The 18801-nt window shown below is 27.9% G+C and carries 19 protein-coding genes and 1 pseudogene; 4 read left to right on the forward strand and 16 right to left on the reverse strand.

Annotation, left to right across the window (positions count from 1 at the left end; genetic code table 11):
- Positions 1-17 precede the first annotated feature (17 nt).
- The 3 genes from ACQ3F0_RS21755 to ACQ3F0_RS21765 all read right to left on the reverse strand — a co-directional run bounded on the left by ACQ3F0_RS21755 (position 18) and on the right by ACQ3F0_RS21765 (position 2200).
- On the reverse strand, positions 18-449 hold the full coding sequence (locus ACQ3F0_RS21755; protein WP_428867831.1) for a hypothetical protein: 432 nt from the start codon (positions 447-449) through the stop codon (positions 18-20).
- A gap of 100 nt (positions 450-549) precedes the next feature.
- Entirely contained in the window at positions 550-1245 is a 696-nt protein-coding gene (locus ACQ3F0_RS21760) for a lysoplasmalogenase family protein (RefSeq protein WP_428867832.1), read from the reverse strand.
- Positions 1226-2200, reverse strand: a complete 975-nt coding sequence (locus ACQ3F0_RS21765) for a DMT family transporter (protein WP_428867833.1) — start codon at positions 2198-2200, stop codon at positions 1226-1228. The genes ACQ3F0_RS21760 and ACQ3F0_RS21765 overlap by 20 nt, the downstream gene beginning before the upstream one ends.
- 257 nt (positions 2201-2457) lie before the next feature.
- Between ACQ3F0_RS21765 and ACQ3F0_RS21770 the strand changes: the two genes are divergently transcribed.
- On the forward strand, positions 2458-2928 hold the full coding sequence (locus tag ACQ3F0_RS21770; protein ID WP_428867834.1) for a 4Fe-4S binding protein: 471 nt from the start codon (positions 2458-2460) through the stop codon (positions 2926-2928).
- 96 nt (positions 2929-3024) lie between these two features.
- Here ACQ3F0_RS21770 and ACQ3F0_RS21775 read toward each other — a convergent pair whose 3' ends face one another.
- The 5 genes from ACQ3F0_RS21775 to ACQ3F0_RS21795 form a co-directional block, all read right to left on the reverse strand.
- Positions 3025-3792 (reverse strand): hypothetical protein, encoded by a 768-nt coding sequence (locus ACQ3F0_RS21775; RefSeq protein ID WP_428867835.1) that lies wholly within the window; start codon positions 3790-3792, stop codon positions 3025-3027.
- A 367-nt stretch (positions 3793-4159) separates the two neighbouring features.
- The gene (locus tag ACQ3F0_RS21780) at positions 4160-4753 is read right to left on the reverse strand and encodes a QueT transporter family protein (protein ID WP_428867836.1); all 594 of its coding nucleotides are present in this window, start codon (positions 4751-4753) and stop codon (positions 4160-4162) included.
- 365 nt (positions 4754-5118) lie between these two features.
- Positions 5119-6291 (reverse strand): CapA family protein, encoded by a 1173-nt coding sequence (locus ACQ3F0_RS21785; RefSeq protein ID WP_428867837.1) that lies wholly within the window; start codon positions 6289-6291, stop codon positions 5119-5121.
- 216 nt (positions 6292-6507) lie between these two features.
- Positions 6508-6978 (reverse strand): LURP-one-related/scramblase family protein, encoded by a 471-nt coding sequence (locus tag ACQ3F0_RS21790; RefSeq protein WP_428867838.1) that lies wholly within the window; start codon positions 6976-6978, stop codon positions 6508-6510.
- Positions 6979-7113: 135 nt separating this feature from the next.
- Positions 7114-7983, reverse strand: coding sequence for a cation diffusion facilitator family transporter (locus ACQ3F0_RS21795; protein ID WP_428867839.1), 870 nt, complete (start codon positions 7981-7983; stop codon positions 7114-7116).
- 209 nt (positions 7984-8192) lie between these two features.
- Here ACQ3F0_RS21795 and ACQ3F0_RS21800 point away from each other — a divergent pair, with 209 nt between their 5' ends.
- A complete protein-coding gene (locus ACQ3F0_RS21800; protein WP_428867840.1) occupies positions 8193-8633 on the forward strand; it encodes a CBS domain-containing protein in 441 nt (146 codons plus the stop codon).
- A 120-nt stretch (positions 8634-8753) separates the two neighbouring features.
- The gene (locus ACQ3F0_RS21805; protein WP_428867841.1) at positions 8754-8993 is read left to right on the forward strand and encodes a YkoF family thiamine/hydroxymethylpyrimidine-binding protein; all 240 of its coding nucleotides are present in this window, start codon (positions 8754-8756) and stop codon (positions 8991-8993) included.
- Between the two features lie 291 nt (positions 8994-9284).
- Here ACQ3F0_RS21805 and ACQ3F0_RS21810 read toward each other — a convergent pair whose 3' ends face one another.
- Entirely contained in the window at positions 9285-10508 is a 1224-nt protein-coding gene (locus ACQ3F0_RS21810) for a hypothetical protein (protein ID WP_428867842.1), read from the reverse strand.
- Between the two features lie 481 nt (positions 10509-10989).
- On the opposite strand from ACQ3F0_RS21810, the gene ACQ3F0_RS21815 reads away from it, so the two are divergent.
- Positions 10990-11223, forward strand: a complete 234-nt coding sequence (locus ACQ3F0_RS21815; protein WP_428867843.1) for a hypothetical protein — start codon at positions 10990-10992, stop codon at positions 11221-11223.
- A gap of 22 nt (positions 11224-11245) precedes the next feature.
- Here the strand turns inward: ACQ3F0_RS21815 and ACQ3F0_RS21820 are convergent, their stop codons facing one another.
- From ACQ3F0_RS21820 to ACQ3F0_RS21850, 7 genes and pseudogenes are all read right to left on the reverse strand, one after another.
- Positions 11246-11890 carry a CBS and ACT domain-containing protein gene (locus ACQ3F0_RS21820; RefSeq protein ID WP_428867844.1) on the reverse strand — a complete coding sequence of 215 codons (645 nt, stop codon included), beginning with the start codon at positions 11888-11890 and terminating at the stop codon, positions 11246-11248.
- Between the two features lie 199 nt (positions 11891-12089).
- Positions 12090-13196, reverse strand: a complete 1107-nt coding sequence (gene ald / locus ACQ3F0_RS21825) for an alanine dehydrogenase (protein WP_428867845.1) — start codon at positions 13194-13196, stop codon at positions 12090-12092.
- A gap of 576 nt (positions 13197-13772) precedes the next feature.
- Positions 13773-15461, reverse strand: a complete 1689-nt coding sequence (locus ACQ3F0_RS21830; protein ID WP_428867846.1) for a glutamine--tRNA ligase/YqeY domain fusion protein — start codon at positions 15459-15461, stop codon at positions 13773-13775.
- Between the two features lie 170 nt (positions 15462-15631).
- Positions 15632-15814, reverse strand: coding sequence for a hypothetical protein (locus ACQ3F0_RS21835; protein ID WP_428867847.1), 183 nt, complete (start codon positions 15812-15814; stop codon positions 15632-15634).
- Positions 15815-16037: 223 nt separating this feature from the next.
- The gene (locus ACQ3F0_RS21840) at positions 16038-17105 is read right to left on the reverse strand and encodes a dipeptide epimerase (RefSeq protein WP_428867848.1); all 1068 of its coding nucleotides are present in this window, start codon (positions 17103-17105) and stop codon (positions 16038-16040) included.
- 4 nt (positions 17106-17109) lie between these two features.
- Positions 17110-17424 (reverse strand): annotated as a pseudogene (locus ACQ3F0_RS21845) (serine hydrolase); the annotation flags it as partial.
- A 108-nt stretch (positions 17425-17532) separates the two neighbouring features.
- Positions 17533-18747: a M20 metallopeptidase family protein gene (locus tag ACQ3F0_RS21850; RefSeq protein WP_428867849.1), complete on the reverse strand. Its 1215-nt coding sequence runs from the start codon at positions 18745-18747 to the stop codon at positions 17533-17535.
- Positions 18748-18801: the final 54 nt, after the last annotated feature.

Genomic DNA, 18801 nt, shown 5'->3' on the forward strand with positions numbered 1-18801 from the left:
ACTGACCACTAATAAACTTATCTTGCACTCTCTTTTACTTTTTCATCCTTCTTTTCCCGTAAAGATTTTACCAATTTCTTAACAACATATACTCCTGCTCGAATTAATATATATATTGAGAACATATAGACAAATCCCCATAATCCAGCTATAATATCCTCAAATTCCATCATTCCACCACCGGTAATCTTTTGTTCAATTTCAATGGCAAATACTAAAACTATAAGCACAGTTATTGTATAGATAAATGAAACAACTTCAACACTTAATTTTACTAAAGCCTTAAAAGCTTGATTCACCACTAAGAACATTATAATGCCAATAATCCCAATAATAATAAAATGTAGTTCTTTATCCGTAAAATCGAACCCCATTTTTTGAAATATTCTAATGAGTAAATGGTGTATTTCATTTAATATAAAACTCAATAATTCTAATACTTTTACCACTTAACCACCCCTTTTTTCAATTCACAATTCACAGAAAAGAAACTTTCCCAAGTGAAAACAAAAAATTAATAACTACAACTATTTTAGCAATAGAACAAGATTAGTACTTCTCCCCACTTAAAGAGAGCAAAACCTGTGATGGTAAGTAAAATACCCAAATAAAATACCTACTTACATTATTAATATTATTTATTATTTCATTATTTAAATCCAAATAAGTAAAATAGTTAGTTAATCCTACACTTATATCACATAGCAAGAATAAGATCATTCCATAGCGTACAAGCTTTCTATTAAAGGCTAATCTATATCCATAATTTTTGCAAAAATAAGCAGCTATTGTACTCCCAATAATTAAAAAACCATATAAAACTACAGCTGTCCATATAACTTTATCTCTAAAAACATCTAATATGTACAAAATTTGAATACCTAAAACTAGGCCAATCAATAATTTTAGAAGAATATTTAATATTCCACCACTCTTTACTTTAGCATGTCTATAAATATATATAATTTGTACTATACTGAAAAGCAAAACACCATAATAAAATTTATCCGTAAGTAAAAGGAAATAATCTGTTATTATAGTCAATAGCCTAGCAACCCTTAATAACACTATATCTCTATTGCTAATTATTTCTCTATATGAAAATGTTAAGACAAAGCAAAGTACTATACTAATAAATTTTATTTTATCCGTATTAAATATATTTTTGTAGTCAACTATTAAAAATATGAAATATATTAATATCAATACAATAAGTATAGTTCTTTTACATGAAATTTGTTTCATTCAGCATCCTTCTTTTTTTAATACTTCTTCTTTTTTTTACAAAGGTATAATTTATAGCTATAATACCCATAGAAACAAAAATTAATGCAATTAAAGTATTTATTGTAAATACCTCCCCCTGAAGAAAGAGAATAGATAAAATCATTCCTGATATAGGAATCATAAATCTATAAATAGCAATCTCACCAGCTTTATTGTATTTTAATAATGAATACCAAATTGAAAAAGCAGTAGCTGATAAAAAAGCTGCATAACCCAAAAGAATGTATCCCTTCAATGTAAATGTTATAGCACCTTCAGATAATCTTGGAACTCCGAATATTAGAACAATAGAAGAACCTATAAACATTTGCCAAGCAGTAATAACAAATGGATTAATCTCTTTTGATAATTCTTTTGCTAATATTGCAGCAATGGCTCCAAATACACAGGATAGCATTATAAATCCTTCTCCAAATAAAGTAAAGTTCATATTAAAACCTTTGCCCCAATTAACAACTATTATACCCGTAAATCCAAATAACAGACCTAATATTTTGTTTATATTCATCTTATCATTATGGTAATAAAAATGTGCTATTAACATAACAGCAAATGCCTCAAAGGAAACAAGTATAGATGCTTTTGATCCCATTATGTTCGATAGTCCAATATAAAAAAAGGAATATTGTAAACTCGTTTGAATTATTCCTCCTAAAAATAAAAACTTGATATACTTTTTATTTATTTTTAAAGATTTCTTTAATATAAAACGTGTAAATAAAAATATCATTATTGAAGCTATAAAGAATCTTAGACCAGCAAAAACTATTTTTGCTACCAAATCTTCATTCCCTATGCCAACTTCTATATAACTTACTTTTATAGTTGGAAAAGCACTTCCCCATAAAACCGCACATATAATTGCAAGTATTATTACATTAATCTTCTTAGTTAAAATATTTTTGCTATCCATAGTACACCTCGTTTTTTCATCATCAATAGATTATAACATAAACAAAACAAATTGCGTCATCTTTCTGAAATTTATACTAGCTGTATGTTTTAAGTTATAACTTGGACTTAATTTAAAGATTCTCTAAAAGAAAATAATCCTTTACTTGCGATGTTTTCAGAATTTTTTTAATATAACAACATTTCAATATACCATTGACCCGATTACCCCCTATAGGTATAATGAAAAAGAATCAAATATACACCTAGGAGGTATTTATGATTAAAGGAAAATCACATCAAAAATGGTCTTGGATTATAATGGTTTCATTTATATTATTATCAATATTGGATATAAGATTTGGATTATTAGGCATTCTATGCATGACAATGCCAATGTACCATGCGTTAAAAGGTAGAGGTAAAATTCATTGTTCTCACTACTGCCCAAGAGGCTCTATACTACAAAAATTTTTGAAGGAACTAAGCTTTAATAATACACTTCCAATAAAAGTTAGAAAACATGGTAAAAAAGTATTGTTAACAATAATGGGTATTCTATTTTCTATTTCAATGTATCATGCAGGTCCAAATATTTATAAAATAGGTTTTGGATTATTTAGATTAATGACATCATCTCTAGCTTTAGGTGTGATTATGGGAATAATATTTAAACCAAGAAGTTGGTGCCAAGTATGTCCAATGGGATATGCTACTGAGTTAATCTCAAAATGTAAAAAAGCAGCTTAATATAAACGATAACTTAACATTTGTTAACTACTCAAAATGAGAACTCAATTTTGAGTTCTCATTTCAGTTAAGTATTTCCTTAATTAATTCAGCTTTCTATTTATCATATCCACTACCTTCTTCATTCAATGAATAACCTATCTCAAAGGTATTACCATCACTTATAAATGGTTTCTGAAACTGAACAGTCCCTACGCCTTCTTTAATTCTTCTAAATTCAAATAAACTATCATCACCATATTCATACTTTATATCATATACTCTTTTACCATTTTCTAATTCTATCTTTGTTATAGTTCCTTTAACTTCCAAGTGATTTCCTTCTTTATCAACTGCCCTTTGAATCCAAGTATTTCCTACTTTCAATGGTGCTTTTATTATAATTAAATTATCAAATATAGAATCCATCATTATTTCCTCTTCTTTAATTTGAACCAATTCACCATTTTTTAATAAGTATTGAAGCTTCACTGAAAAATCTAACTTAGATTCACCATCAGACATATCTTCTACTTCACCCTCTAAAATATATTGGTAATCTGGAGCCTCATAATTAATTCTTTTTAATTCTAATATATTCCCATACTCTGCAAAACCATTATATACCCATCTAAATCCAGTTTGGTTAGGTAATAAATCTTTTAAAATTTCATTATTTTCATTTTTAGGGTTACTAATCTCAATCTCATTGTTATCGCCATTACTTTTACTATTTTGATTGTTATCTAACTTATTAGAAATTTTATTTGATGACCCTATATTATCTTCAATCTTATTCTCTACTTCTTTCTCTGCACATGCAGTAAGTATAATTAGACCAGTGGTGATTAAAACAATTGAAAATATTTGTAACTTTTTATTCATTATAAAACCCCCTTTAGATAAATTGCGAAGAAAAGAGTTTCGCAATATATAGTTGACAGTCTACAGTAAAGGTTGATTTTCTTGCAGAAAATCTTTAATTAAACCTTTGTTAGCTTCGCTAACTGGAACAAGGAACTTTTGCTAAGGCAAAAGGAAAGAAATTTTAATTTAAAGCTTTCACTTTAGTGAAAGTTGTCCTTTACTGTAAACTGAAAACTGTCAACCGTCAACTAGTTCGTAATCTATTTCTACGAAGACACAAACTATATAACTATATTATACATCAATTACTAAAGTGTTATTTATACTTGTATAGAAAAAAACTGTAAACTAAAAAAGCTCTTCTCAAAGAGAAAAACTTTTTTATCTATTCACTAATTTTTAATATACTAATTAATCTCTTGTTTTTAAAAATGCCATACTTAAATAGTGGATATCCAGCACATGTAACCACTACAAACTCTCCAAAAGCAATCCATGCTGCTGTTTCCAAAAACGGAAGATTAAAGGCAATATATAATTCTGCTCCAATTAAAATAGCATTGAAAATTGATGGCCAAAGTGAAGCAACAAATAAATTTTTAGATTTATTTATCATATAAACACTAATAAGCGTTGCAAAACTACCAATAATTACATCAACCAAACCAAATGGGCTTGCTATATTAGCAATAACACATCCCATAAATAATCCTGGAATATAAAGTTTGTCCACAAACGCTAGTAAAACCAATACCTCTGAAATTCTGAATTGAACTGCTCCATAACTTATAGGTGCCACTGTCCAAGTCATAACTGCATAAATAGCTGCTATTATACCTATATAAGCTATCTTCTTAATTTTGAGGCTTGTATTCGTAGAATTTGTTTTTCTACCTACCCAAATTAATGAAACAATAAAAATTATTATTGCTGAAATTATACATGCTATTGCTGTTGTTGTATCAATATTGCTAAACATATTTTTCCTCCTAGACTTATAGGAACATTCCAGAACAATCTCCTGTTTCTTTAAAAACTAGGCTCAAAACTTTTTTTATTTATTCAATTTATCTACACAATTAAAAGTGGCTGAATTAAAAACAACCACTAAAACTCAAAATAGTTAAGTTTTGGTGCCTTAGTTTTGTTTAGCAGATAAATATGTTCAAGTAATAATTTACACAAATCCTCATTTAACTGAAATCTAATATTGGGGAAGTATATAATAAATTGAAGTAATATTTATCTTAAGACAGGAGGCTTTCGAACTGTCCTATTATGTTTTACTTAATTTTATGAAATTTGCTATTTAAAAATACCATAAAATAATTCATAAATCAATAACTAAAAATTTGAATATTTTTTAATTCTATCTAATATTCTATTCTTTTCATCACCAGTACTTATTGTTGGCTTATAATCATTTCTATTTTTAACTGAAGAGATACTACAAGGGATAATCTTATTTTCATTATCTACTAAGAGTTTTCCATCTTCAAAATTAAATGTTTGTTGAAATATAAAAGTGTCTTTATCAGAAGGATTTTTATTTCCTCCAAAGCAAAAATTTCCCAAACTATACAATATATTTTTGCCTTTATATTCTTCAATTCCTTGAATGACATGGGGATGATGCCCTATCACTAAATCAGCACCTGCATCAATAGAATAACGAGCTAAATTCTTTTGTGCTTCATTTGGGTAATTTTTTCGTTCAACTCCCCAATGAAAGCTAATAATCACAAGTTGTGCTCCATTATCCTTCAGTTCGTTAATGCTATTAAAAATTTTATCTTTCAAATTCTGCGTATAAGACCATCCTTCATAACCAATCATACCTACCATAACACCATTAACATCTTTTATACTTTTATTTTCATAACCAAAATAATCTATACCTGCATTTTTTAGATTTTTAATTGTATCATCATAGCCTTGCTGAAGGTAATCATGTGAATGATTATTAGCAATATTTACTGCTTCTATACTTCCTTCTTTTATTATATTTGTAAACTCTGGATTACCTTTGAATCTAAATTTTTTGTTTGCACGTGCTGTAGCCTCAGTAAAAGTCGTCTCTAAATTAACTATAGTTAAGTCATCGTTATCAAATACTTCTTTTACATTTTCAAAAAAGTATCCATAATCTTGCTGTTTTTTATATTCATTCATAAAACTTTGTCCACTTATGTAGTTTATATCTGATCCCAATGTACAATCACCTGCTGCTGATATTGTTATTGAAATTTTTTCTGGTTCTTTTTGTGGTTCTTTTTCTGCATCATCTATTTTTGAAGTCTCCCCATTATCTGAAGTTTCCTTTTCTACATTAGCTTCTTCATTATGACTTTCTGTCTTAGCAGTTACAGGAATTTCATTTTTACTTTTCAAGTATAATTTAGTAATCCAATAACAACTGAAAAATGTTAAAATAATTAATAATAATAAAATAAAAATCCTTCTTTTTTGCTTTTTTTTCTTTAGTCTTTCTTCTTTTCTCTTTTTAATTTTTTCCATTTATTTCACCTTTATCATAAATTTATATAAGTTCATATAATTAAGATTAATATAATTGCCAATACTTTTCAAGCTATTTTTCCTCATTTAAATAATTTCATACAAAAATAGTTTTCACTAAAAAATATTTATAAAATAAAAAAAGGTTACAATCAATAGTTTAGATAATAACCTTAATAATTTTCTATTCATTTTACCATGAGTTATAAAATTCACTTAAACACATTCATCTACCACTATTGCAATAGCTAATATCAATGCTTGATTTTCCACTTCTAGTATGTCAATTGCATACTCATCTATTTGAGCTAATGGTTTTCTAAATGATTTAGCTATTCTTAATCCATTTTTTCTTATTATATAATTGTTATGTTCAAGATTTCCTTTATGTTCAATAACATCATATTCGTCTCCATACATACTTCTAAAAAGAATCTGCTTATTAACATAATCCTTCATATTTACCTTAAGTATCATTCTACCATAAAGGCAAATCTTAAATTCTTTAGCCTTTTCTAATTCACTTGCAACTATTTTGATTATTTCTTCAAAGTGAATATTAGAAATATGCAATTCCTTTTGTCCATTACTACTTACTAATTTAGTATTATATTTAGAAATTCCATCACATTTTATTTTAAATTCACTTTCTAAATCAAATAATTTTTTTTTCATTAAATATTGCATGATACACCTCTCTTTTTTAATATCACCAAAGAAATGGAAATATTATATCAAGTTTTTAGTTCACGATTATTGTAACATTTAAATGAATTACTTTTCAATATTAATTCAAATAGAATATTTATAAATCTACCATTTCTAAAAAGGGTTCACATGAACCATACAATGTTTTACAGTATCTATATTATTTTCTATACCAACATGTACTGTTTCTGCAATATTATGAGCATCACAAAATGTTGTATTCTTATTTACTGAAATTTCTACATCTACATATAATTTATTTCCATGTTTCCTAGTCTTTAAATCATCAATTTTAATAACTCCTTCAACATTAGTTATATAATTTACAATTAAATCTATAGCTTCATCATCCGCTGAACAATCCATCAATTCATTTGCTGAATTTAAAAAAAGTTTAGATGCAATCTTAATAATAATTATAGAAATTATTATTGATACGATAGGATCAAAAATTGGATGACCATACCTTGCAATGAATGCCCCTAACAAAACTCCAATTGATGAAAATGCATCAGCTCTATGATGCCAAGCATCCGCTACTAAAGCTGAACTACCTATCAGTTTTCCACCTTTTTTTGTGTATCTATACATCCACTCTTTTATTATAACTGATAAAGCTGCAACAAATAATGTTATTGCTAGCGGGCGGGGATAATTTCCATTATTTATGTTTAAAATTGAATTATAAAAAATAAATATTGCTGTCACAAATAAAAAAATAGCAAGGATTTTTGTGATTAATGGTTCAATCTTTTCATGCCCATAAGGATGTTCTTTATCCTCAGGTTTCACAGCATACTTAATTCCTATAACTACTCCAATAGTAGTAAATATATCAGATAATGAATGAAATCCATCTGCTACAACTGCAGCACTTTTACCCAAATAACCAATGGTGATTTTTACAAAAGCTAATAATAGATTTAGAACAATTGTAGTTTTACCAATTTTATTACTTATACTAAGTTTATCAATTTCTGTCATTTAATCACCTCGAAACACTTCATTATTTTAGTATATGAAACATCAAGTAATATTGACCAAGTTTTTGTATGATAACCTCAGTGTTAATAAAAATTCAATAATATTTAATATAAAATTAATTTTTGTTAAAGAAATTCCGTCAAAAAAATGTTATAATTATAGTACGGGGATTGTTCAGCTTTCAATAAATTTAAAGGATGGGTGAATAAATGAATATTGCATTTTTTTTAACTCCAAAAAGCGAGGTAGTATATGAAAAGCATACAGCTACTATGAGACAAACATTAGAAAGAATGGAGTTCCACAGATACACAGCAATTCCTCTAATCGACTCAAAAGGCCATTATATTGGCACTTTAACTGAAGGTGACTTGCTATGGAAAATCAAAAATTCAGAGAACTTCAATTTTAAAAATGCTGAAAAAATTCTAGTTAAAGATATTCCTAGAAGAATGAAGGTTCAACCTGTAAAAATAAATTCAGATATAGAAAACTTAATAGAACTTGCTAAATCTCAAAATTTTGTTCCTGTTGTAGATGACAATAATATTTTTATAGGAATCATTAAACGAAGTGACATTATAAATCATTGTTACAATATGATTTATAATAAACAAAATTATAAAAATCTATTTGTAACAGCCAATTAGCAAAAAGAATCCTTACTGCTTTCAGTAGGGATTTTTTTTAGAATAAAATTTAATCCTCTGACAAAAACTAAACCTGATTTAAATAAATATATTATTTATGATAAAGAAAGGTGGAAAATTATGATTACAGCTGAAGTAGCAGTTTATCCTTTAAAAACATCAGAGGCATCAGAAGTTATTAGAGATTCTATCAAGACCTTAACAAACAAAAATATTGAATATTCAGTATCTCCTCTAAACACAGAAATATGTGGAACAGAAAAAGAAGTTTTTCAGTGTTTAGAACAAATGTATAATACTGCTGAAAAATCTGGTGGAGAAATTAATATGGTAGTAACAATTTCAAACTCTACTAAATAATTATTTTCGTTATATTTTTAACACTTTTAAAATATTTTTATTGAACTTTTTTCTAAAATTGCTTATAATATAATTGTTATTGAAGTAATTTACTATTATTTTATAATATATTGTGCGTTTCTTGTTATATTATTATCAAACAATATATCACCCCTTGGTATATTACGGTAACTATTTTTTATAGGAACAATTTATTATTTCAATAACTAAGCACCTATTAATGAACGTTAAAAAATAACAACATTTTAATTCCTACAACTTATTTTTGAAGGGTATATACCCTTCTCTTTTTTATTTATTAATATGTTCTTCTATTGTTTTAGTCCATTCTTTAACATAATTACCCGTTGCCCATTGATTCATAATTATTTTTTCTTTCAAATCAATAGTTATTTCATAATTAGGCGAATTCAAATCATAGTCTTCCCCGCTGAAAATCAACATTTTTTTATCTGTTAATATTACCAACATATTGCCTGAAGGAGATGATACAGCATCTCTAACGCTAGGATAATATGACTTTATGTTACCCCAAGATAGAGATAACTTTTCATGATTTTTTATACTTTCAGGTAAATTAACTTCTATGTTCAAATATTTTTTTTCTATTCTATGCATACTTCCATTTCCATAATGCTTACTCTCCGTAATCAATGGCATTTGAGTAACTAATGTACCGTTCTCCCTTCTAACAGCAATATATCTATCATCTACCAATTGCTTTTCTTCATAATATAATTCCCCATTTTCCACTTTTTCTTCTATTAAAACTTTTGATTTTTCTTCTTTTAATTTATTAATTTTATCTTGGGGTATTTCGTCAATAATATCTGTAAACTTAACTTCTTTTTTTGTATCATTTAATTCGAAAAAATTTATATAATAATCTTGATTTTTATAAGTTCCCCCACCAGTTATGAAATTATCACCTTTTATGCAAATATATTTATTACCTATATACAAAATTTCTTCATTCAATAAATTTATAGGCCATTCTTCTTTTTCAGCTTTATTCTTTAATTCTTCTTTACTTAATTCAGTATTAGTGTCTTGTCCCAATTTCCTTACCACAATTTTATTGAAATTAAAATAATATTCATAATCTAAGTAATCCAAAAAGTCTTTTTTTTCTCGAACCCATTCATTCAACTTTTCATACTTACATTTATGTTTAGAAACGCTATAAAATTCATCTCCACAAGGAGCTATAATTTCATCATTAATTAAGTTCACTTTAATCTCACCGTCTGATTGATAAATCCAAAGAGTTCTGTACTTATTTGAAGAAGAAAACATATCAGATTCTGATTCACGTGAAATTCCTAAAAGCAAGCCAGATTTTTGGCCATTATTCTTTACTATCTTTCCATCATCTTTGTTCTCATTGCTAAATGATTCAATATCTATAGGTTTCTCATTACTTATAACTTCTTTTGATGGAACTGTTTTATCTAAACACGAAGGTAGTAAAAAAATTAAGATTAATATACAAAAAACTCTTTTTAATAAATGCATTATATTTAACTCCTTTGCGCTTAATTTCTGATTATAAGTATACACCATAACCAAAAACTAAAAATTACTTTTTGGTTACAAAATATTAATATATTAAAAATAATTTAATTATTTTACTTTGAATCAATATTTTAAATTTTCTAAATTTTAAACGTTTTCTTTTAAAAAATCCTTTACAATTTTATTTTTTTCCATTATAATGTATTTATAGTTAAGTAAACGTAAACATTAATTAACTAAGCCCTTAGCATAATATTTATAAATCCACTTTAATGAGTTTCTATAACTCATGTTCCCCGAACTTTAATATTTTTTAAACTCCTTACTAGTTTTAAAATAATACCAGTTTCCCGGCTGGTATTATTTATTTTTTGCAAGAAAGTCATCATTAACAACCATCTTAAAACTGACGACTAATTTGCTTGAATTAAATCTTCTAAGTTTGGATAAAATAAAATTATAATTGTGAGGAGGTGTTGTTATGGAAAGAGAAGATTTGTTATTTAGATTCGAAAATTTAAAAGAAATTCATGTTGGAGATTTACCCTCAGCCAAAAAAGGAATAATTGATAGTCTACTTGGTGAAGATAAACATAAAGATACTGTCCCTGATAAACAACTAAACTCTTATATAAAAGGACATCAAATTGGAACCTACATTGAAAATGCATTAAAAGCTGATCAAAGTTACAACATTAATCAAAAAAGAACATAAAAGCAGCTAATAGCTGCTTTTATTAATGTTTTAAAACGCTTAGAACTTTATATCCTTCTTCGTTTAATTTGTTAACTAGTTCATCAATTTCATAACCTTTTATTCTAAAAATCACTTCATATAAATTATTTTCTAATTCATAAGTACTTATACTGTTTATATCCATTCCTAATTCTTTAATAATTCCTGTTATTGTATGTAAAGCTCCTGGATGGTCATCTGCCTCAACAGAAATTCTAGTACCTTCTTTATCGAATCCCATTAATCTAATAAATGCATTTGTAATATCTGTTCTAGTTATCATACCAACTAATTTTTTATCGTCATCTAGTATTGGTAAAGATCCAATATCATTGTCACGCAAAATTTTTGCTGCCTCTTCTAATAATATTTCTTGAGAAGCTGTTACAACTTCTTTTTGCATAACATCACCTGATAAAGTCTTCTGTAAAAGATAATTCATTTCTGATATACTCAAACTAGTAGCTTTAGAAGGTGTCACATCTCTAAGAATTCTCTCTGTTATTAATCCCACAACTTTACAATTTTCATCTATTACTGGTATTTGCGAATATCCAGACTCTGTAAAAATGTTTAAAGTCTTAAGTATCGGTGTATTAGTTGTTACAGTTAATACATTTTTGCTCATTTCATTTTTTACATACATAGTATCATCTCCAATTAATATAAAATTTTTATAGTACAATTTAATTTATTGATTTTTATCTGTATTAATTTTCTTGTAATACTAATTTTATGATTTGTACTTATATTATATCAAATAACAAATATAAATTTCAAACTTTTTATATACAAAAAAACTTTGTTACTACTCAATCTCTGTAGTAACAAAGTTAATAAATTTATTATAAATATTTTATAAACTCTAAATTATGAGCTTTAGCTACAGCCTCATAAGCAACCTTTCCATCAATTACATTTAGACCTTTAGCCAATGCTTCATCTTCCCTTAAAGCCTTTTCATATCCTTTATTAGCTATATCTAAAGCATATGGCAGCGTTACATTCGTTAAAGCAAATGTTGAAGTTCTAGCTACTGCCCCCGGCATATTAGCAACTGCATAATGTAGAACTCCATGGTTTACATAAGTCGGGTTATCATGTGTTGTAATCCTATCAATTGTTTCAATTGATCCACCTTGATCTATAGCCACATCAACTATAACTGCTCCTTCTTTCATAGTATTAACCATTTCTTCAGTAACAAGTCTTGGAGCTTTAGCTCCCGTAACTAAAACAGCCCCTATTAATAAATCAGCTTTTTGAACTAATTCAGCAATATTATAGCTATTTGACATGATAGTTGAAACTCTTCCGGAGAACAAATCATCTAAATAAGCAAGTCGTTTAGCGCTTTTATCTAACACAGTAACTTTAGCACCCATGCCAATGGCCATTTTTGCTGCATTTGTACCAACTATTCCTCCACCAATTATAACAACTTCAGCTGGTGAAACTCCTGGTACACCTCCTAATAGTATACCTCTTCCCCCTTCATGTTTTTCTAAAAAATGAGCACCTACTTGCACTGACATTCTACCCGCAACTTCACTCATTGGTATAAGCAATGGTAAAGATCTATCTTCTAACTCAATTGTTTCATAAGCAATACCAACTACCTTCTTATCTAGTAATGCTTTAGTCAATTCATATGCTGGTGCTAAATGCAAATAAGTAAATAAAATTTGTCCTTCTTTAAAATATTCATATTCTTCTTTCAATGGCTCTTTAACTTTCATAATCATATCAGATCTATCAAATACTTCCTTTGCAGTCGGAACTATTTCCGCTCCTGCTTGTACGAATTCTTGATCAAGTATCCCACTTCCAATACCAGCACTTTGTTGAATCAAAACTTTATGCCCTGCGGATACAAATCCTTCTACCCCTGCAGGAGTTATAGCTACTCTATTTTCGTTATTTTTGATTTCCTTTGGAATACCAACTATCATGATACATCCTCCTTAAATGAAATTTTCATTAATATTTACTTTTCTCTTATACTATTCTTGCATTTTGTATTTTTTTTGAATAATATCCTTCATGCTTTTGATTATATGATAAAGTTATTATCATGTCAACGAACAAATTATTGATTTTATATATGTAAAGGATATGATTTTTCAGTTTATTAAATATATCTTCAAATAAACATTATTTATTGTTTTATTTAGCTAATTTTTATAAATATACTAATAATACTCCAAATAAATTAGCAAGTACTCTTTTTATAATTAATCCTTTTTTCAACCAATAATGATTATATTTATTTCTTTTATCAAGTATTTTCGAAAAAAAATAAGAAATAATATCATAAAACAAAATTCTTGATTCAATTGTCAAAATATTCTATACCTTTTATAGTATATGTTTCATAAATATAACAATAGTATTCTAAATAGTAATAATACATAAATAATATAAAGTCCTTTTGAACTTCAAAAGGACTTTATATTATTCAATCTAGATTCTTGATAATTTGAAAAAAAGCTGCTACCACTAAATATGGTAACAGCACTAAATTTAATTTATTTCTTTTTAATTTTGAATGAGCTTCTTAATGAAACTATTCTATTAATCACTGGTTTCTCTTCAGTTGAGTCCTTGTCAACACAGAAGAATCCAGTTCTTAAGAATTGGTATTTTTCCCCTTCACAAACGCCTTTAATAGAAGGTTCAATTTTCGAATCCGTCAATACTTCCATAGAATTCGGATTCAATATCATTTCACTATCTTCACTTTCATTGTCTTCTTTTTCTATCATTAAATGCTCATAAAGTCTAACTTCAGCATCAACTGCATGAGATGCTGATACCCAATGAATTGTACCCTTTACTTTACGTCCTGTAAATCCTGTTCCACTCTTAGTTTCAGGGTCATATGTGCAATGTAGTTCTACTATATTTCCTTCTTCATCTTTTATTACATCGTTACATTTTACAAAGTAGGCACCTTTAAGCCTAACTTCATTTCCGGGAAACATTCTAAAATATTTCTTTGGTGGATTTTCCATAAAGTCATCTGCATCAATGTATAATTCTCGAGAAAATGGAACTTGTCTTGAGCCCATTTCAGGGTTTTCTGGATTATTTTCTATAGTAAGCATTTCTTCTTGCCCTTCTGGATAATTAGTAATGATTACTTTTATTGGACGAAGTACAGCCATTATTCTTGGAACTTTTGTTTTTAAATCTTCTCTTATACAATATTCAAGTAATGCAACATCAACTAAACTATTAGCCTTTGCAACACCTATTCTATCACAGAAATCTCTAATAGACTCTGGTGTATATCCTCTTCTTCTTAAACCCGAAATTGTTGGCATTCTAGGGTCATCCCACCCTGCTACTGTATTTTCATCAACTAATGTTTTTAATTTTCTCTTGCTCATAACTGTATTAGTTAAATTCAATCTAGCAAATTCATATTGATGAGGTGGAATATCAAATTCTAACTCTTCTATTACCCAATCATATAAAGGTCTATGGTCAGCAAATTCTAGTGTACAAACTGAATGTGTTATATTTTCAAAAGCATCTTCTAGAGGATGCGCAAAGTCATACATAGGATATATGCACCATTTGTCTCCTGTATTATGATGATGAGCATGAGCAATTCTATAAATAACTGGATCTCTCATATTCATATTTGGAGATGCCATATCTATTTTAGCTCTTAATACTTTTGTACCATCTTCAAATTCTCCAGCTCTCATTTTTTCGAACAGCTCTAAATTTTCATCAACGGAACGATTTCTATAAGGACTTTCTTTTCCAGGTTCAGTTAGCGTTCCTCTATACTCTCTAATTTCCTCTGCAGATAAATCACATACAAAAGCTTTGCCTGTTTTTATTAATTTTACTGCACATTCATATATTTTTTCAAAATAATTTGATGCAAAGTACATTCTCTCTTCCCAATCAAACCCTAACCATTTAACATCAGTTTTTATTGAATCAACATACTCAACATCTTCTTTCGTCGGATTAGTATCATCAAATCTTAAATTACATAACCCATTATATTTCTTAGCAATGCCAAAATTTAAACATATTGATTTAGCATGACCTATGTGTAAGTATCCATTTGGTTCAGGTGGGAACCTAGTATGCACTTTATTATCAGGATTCGCTTCTAAATATTCTTCAACAATATTATGTATAAAGTTAGAAGGAGTATTCCCTTCCACTTCTATTTTTTTATTTTTTTCACTCATTCTCTATTCCTCCTTATCAGTTATTATTAACAGATAGAATTAATTAATACAAAATCATAGTTTTGACTAGTATACATAAATTTTATTATACCATAAAAAGAACAATTTAACATTAGCCTCAATTCAAATTAAAAATAATCAAAGGAAAAATTACCCTTGATTATTTTAATTTAAATAACTATAATCCCATGTACAGTAATTTGCTTGAAAAATAAAAATGACGATAAAGAAAATGATAGTTCTTCTCTTACATTAAATGCTTTTCTTAAATAAATATCTATTTCATCTACACTGTAATGGTTGTATTTATACTTTTCTGAAGCCACCGGCTCTGTTATTGCTATGCTAGGCATAGTTGAGCCACCTCAACATACACCACTTGCTACTACTTCCACTGTAATTACGTTAGAATTTTTTTTACCCAAATACTCTTTTACTTTATCAGAAATATTAATTTTGATATTAAAACCTCCTCTTCATCATAAACTTTTCATGTGTTAAGTTGGTTAAGCTGAATTCATTACTATAATTATACTATATTTCACCTTGTTTATTATTAATATTTCTTTATTAAATTTAAATTTTTATAATCCCCAATCCAAATTTATCATTAAACGTAATTTCTGATTTATTATAAATAATTCCCCCATCAACAGGTTCTTCTTTACAAAGTAACGGAACATCCAAATCTACATCTATAATATTTTTCTTTGCCCCAGCAATATGTGCTGCAGCACTAACACCGATTTTACTTTCCATCATTGAACCAATCATACATTCAACTCCGTTAGCTTCTGCAATGGACACAATTTTTAAAGCATTATATATTCCTCCAGTTTTCATAAGCTTAATATTTATCATATCAGCTGCTCTCATATTAATTAATCTAACAGCATCTTCAGGAGAAAATACACTTTCATCTGCTAAAACTGGAATTGGTACATTATCAGTTACCATTTTCATTCCTTCAAAATCTTTTGCAAATACTGGTTGTTCAACAATTTCAATATCTACTCCAGCATTTAACATATTATTTACTGCATTTATCGCCTCTTTAGGTTTCCAACCTTGATTAGCATCAATTCTTAATTTAATTTTATCTCCAACTGCTTTTCTTATTGCTTTCATTCTTTCTAAATCTTTTTTACCGTCTTTTCCAACTTTTATTTTCAAAACCTGATATCCCTCTTTAACTGCTTCCAAACTATCTATTGCCATTTGTTCAACATCATTCAAACTTATTGTTATATCAGTATGTAACTTCTTTTTATGATTCCCAAGTAATTTGTGTAAAGGAGCTTTATAATATTTTCCATACAAATCATATAGTCCAATGTCAACGGCCGCTTTTGCACTTGTATTACCTACAAGACATCCATTCAACACAGATAAATTTTCTTCAAAATCTTCAATACTTCTATTCATAAGATGTTCTTTGATGTGCTCAACACCATTGATAATTGAACCAATCGTGTCTCCAGTTATTACTTCTGTAGGAGCTGCTGCTCCGTAACCTATTACCCCTTCATTGGTAATAACTTTTACAATAATATTTTCCATAACTTCAACAGTTCTTAGAGCTGTCTTAAACGGTTTTTTTAGTGGAATATAAATTTTTTCTGTCCTTATATCTTTTATAATCATAATTTCACTCCTCAATTAATTCAATAATTAATTTAACTATCTTTACTATATACTCATCACCTAAATATCTAGGTATCATATTCTTAAAAATTTGATTTTTCATTAATTCAAATATTTGATTTGATGATTGGGAAATTACTATATATATATTGCATAATAATTCACCAATGTCTTTTGGAGAAGTATAATTATCTATGCCCTTTTCTCTTGCATAAAAATCCATCATATTTCTTTGTAAAATGGTTTCCTTTACTCCAAAATCATTAATTGTAGAATTTATTTCATCCATAACTAGATAATTAATTAACACATTAGTAGCTTTATTATCACTTTACATAATCATTAGTGTAATTAAATCCTTTAATGAATATGTTTTTCTTGATATTGAACTAAAAGTTTTTTCAGCCTTTCTTTCAAAAAATCACCATCATTTCTGAAGTACGGCCAATACATTTAAAACTTGTAATGCTATACCATATTTTAAGCATTCTTCATCAACGTCGAAAAGCTTATGATGTCCATCGTGAATAATTCCTTTTTCCTCATTTCTACAACCCAATCTAAAGAATGCACCTTTAGCTTCTTTTAAGTAATATGCAAAATCTTCAACTCCTAAACTAGGATGATCAATTATCTTAATGTTCTCTTCACCTACAAGAAATTGAGCATTATTCCTAACTAAATCAACCATAGAATTTTCATTAATAAGTGAAGTATAACCCTCTTCAACTATCAGTTTTCCATTGCCTCCCATTGATTTAGATATACTCTCAACCATTGATTTTATTCTACTCAAAACTAAACTTCTCGTATCATCATCTAATGTTCTAACTGTTCCAATCATCTCAACTTCATCGGCAATAATATTACCTCTAGTTCCACCATGGATAGAGCCTATTGTTACAACAGCCGAATTTACTGGATCAACATTTCTGCTTACAATGTTTTGCAATGCTGAAATAATTTGACCTGAAATTGCAATTGCATCTATTCCTGAGTGCGGATAAGCACCATGTGTACTTTCTCCTATAACAACAATCTTTATGGTGTCAGAAGAGGCATTGTTTTTACCGTATCTAATACCGAATTTCCCTTTATCTAATTCTGGTGCTACATGAAGTCCAAAAACTGCATCAACTTTTGGATTTTCCATTATACCTGCCTCTATCATAGGCTTAGCTCCACCTACAGTTTCTTCAGCAGGCTGAAAAATTAATTTTATATTTCCTGAATACTCTTTCTCTAATTTTTTTAAAATTCTTGCCGTTCCAAGAAGAACTGCCATATGTACATCATGACCACATGCATGCATTTTACCATTATTCTTAGACTTATATTCTACTTTGTTCTCTTCAATTATAGGAAGTGCATCCATATCAGCTCTTAACGCAACCGTTCTCACATTTATATTATCATTTTTTATGCCGCTAATCATCCCTAATATTCCTGTATTAGCTATAGGGGTTTTATATTGAATTTCCATATCATCTAAATAGGATTTTATTTTTTCATTTGTTCTATACTCTTCCATACCTAATTCTGGATTCATATGAAAATCTCTTCTAACGTCAATAACCCAATCAATAATTTTATCTATTTCTTCGTATAACTTTTCTTTGTCAATAATTATTTTTTGATTCATTTAAACACCACCCTTTTTATAAATTGCGAACAAGTTCCAAATTTATAGTGACAA

This window comes from Clostridium sediminicola, from assembly GCF_050402865.1.
GTDB lineage: Bacteria > Bacillota > Clostridia > Clostridiales > Clostridiaceae > Clostridium_AF > Clostridium_AF sediminicola.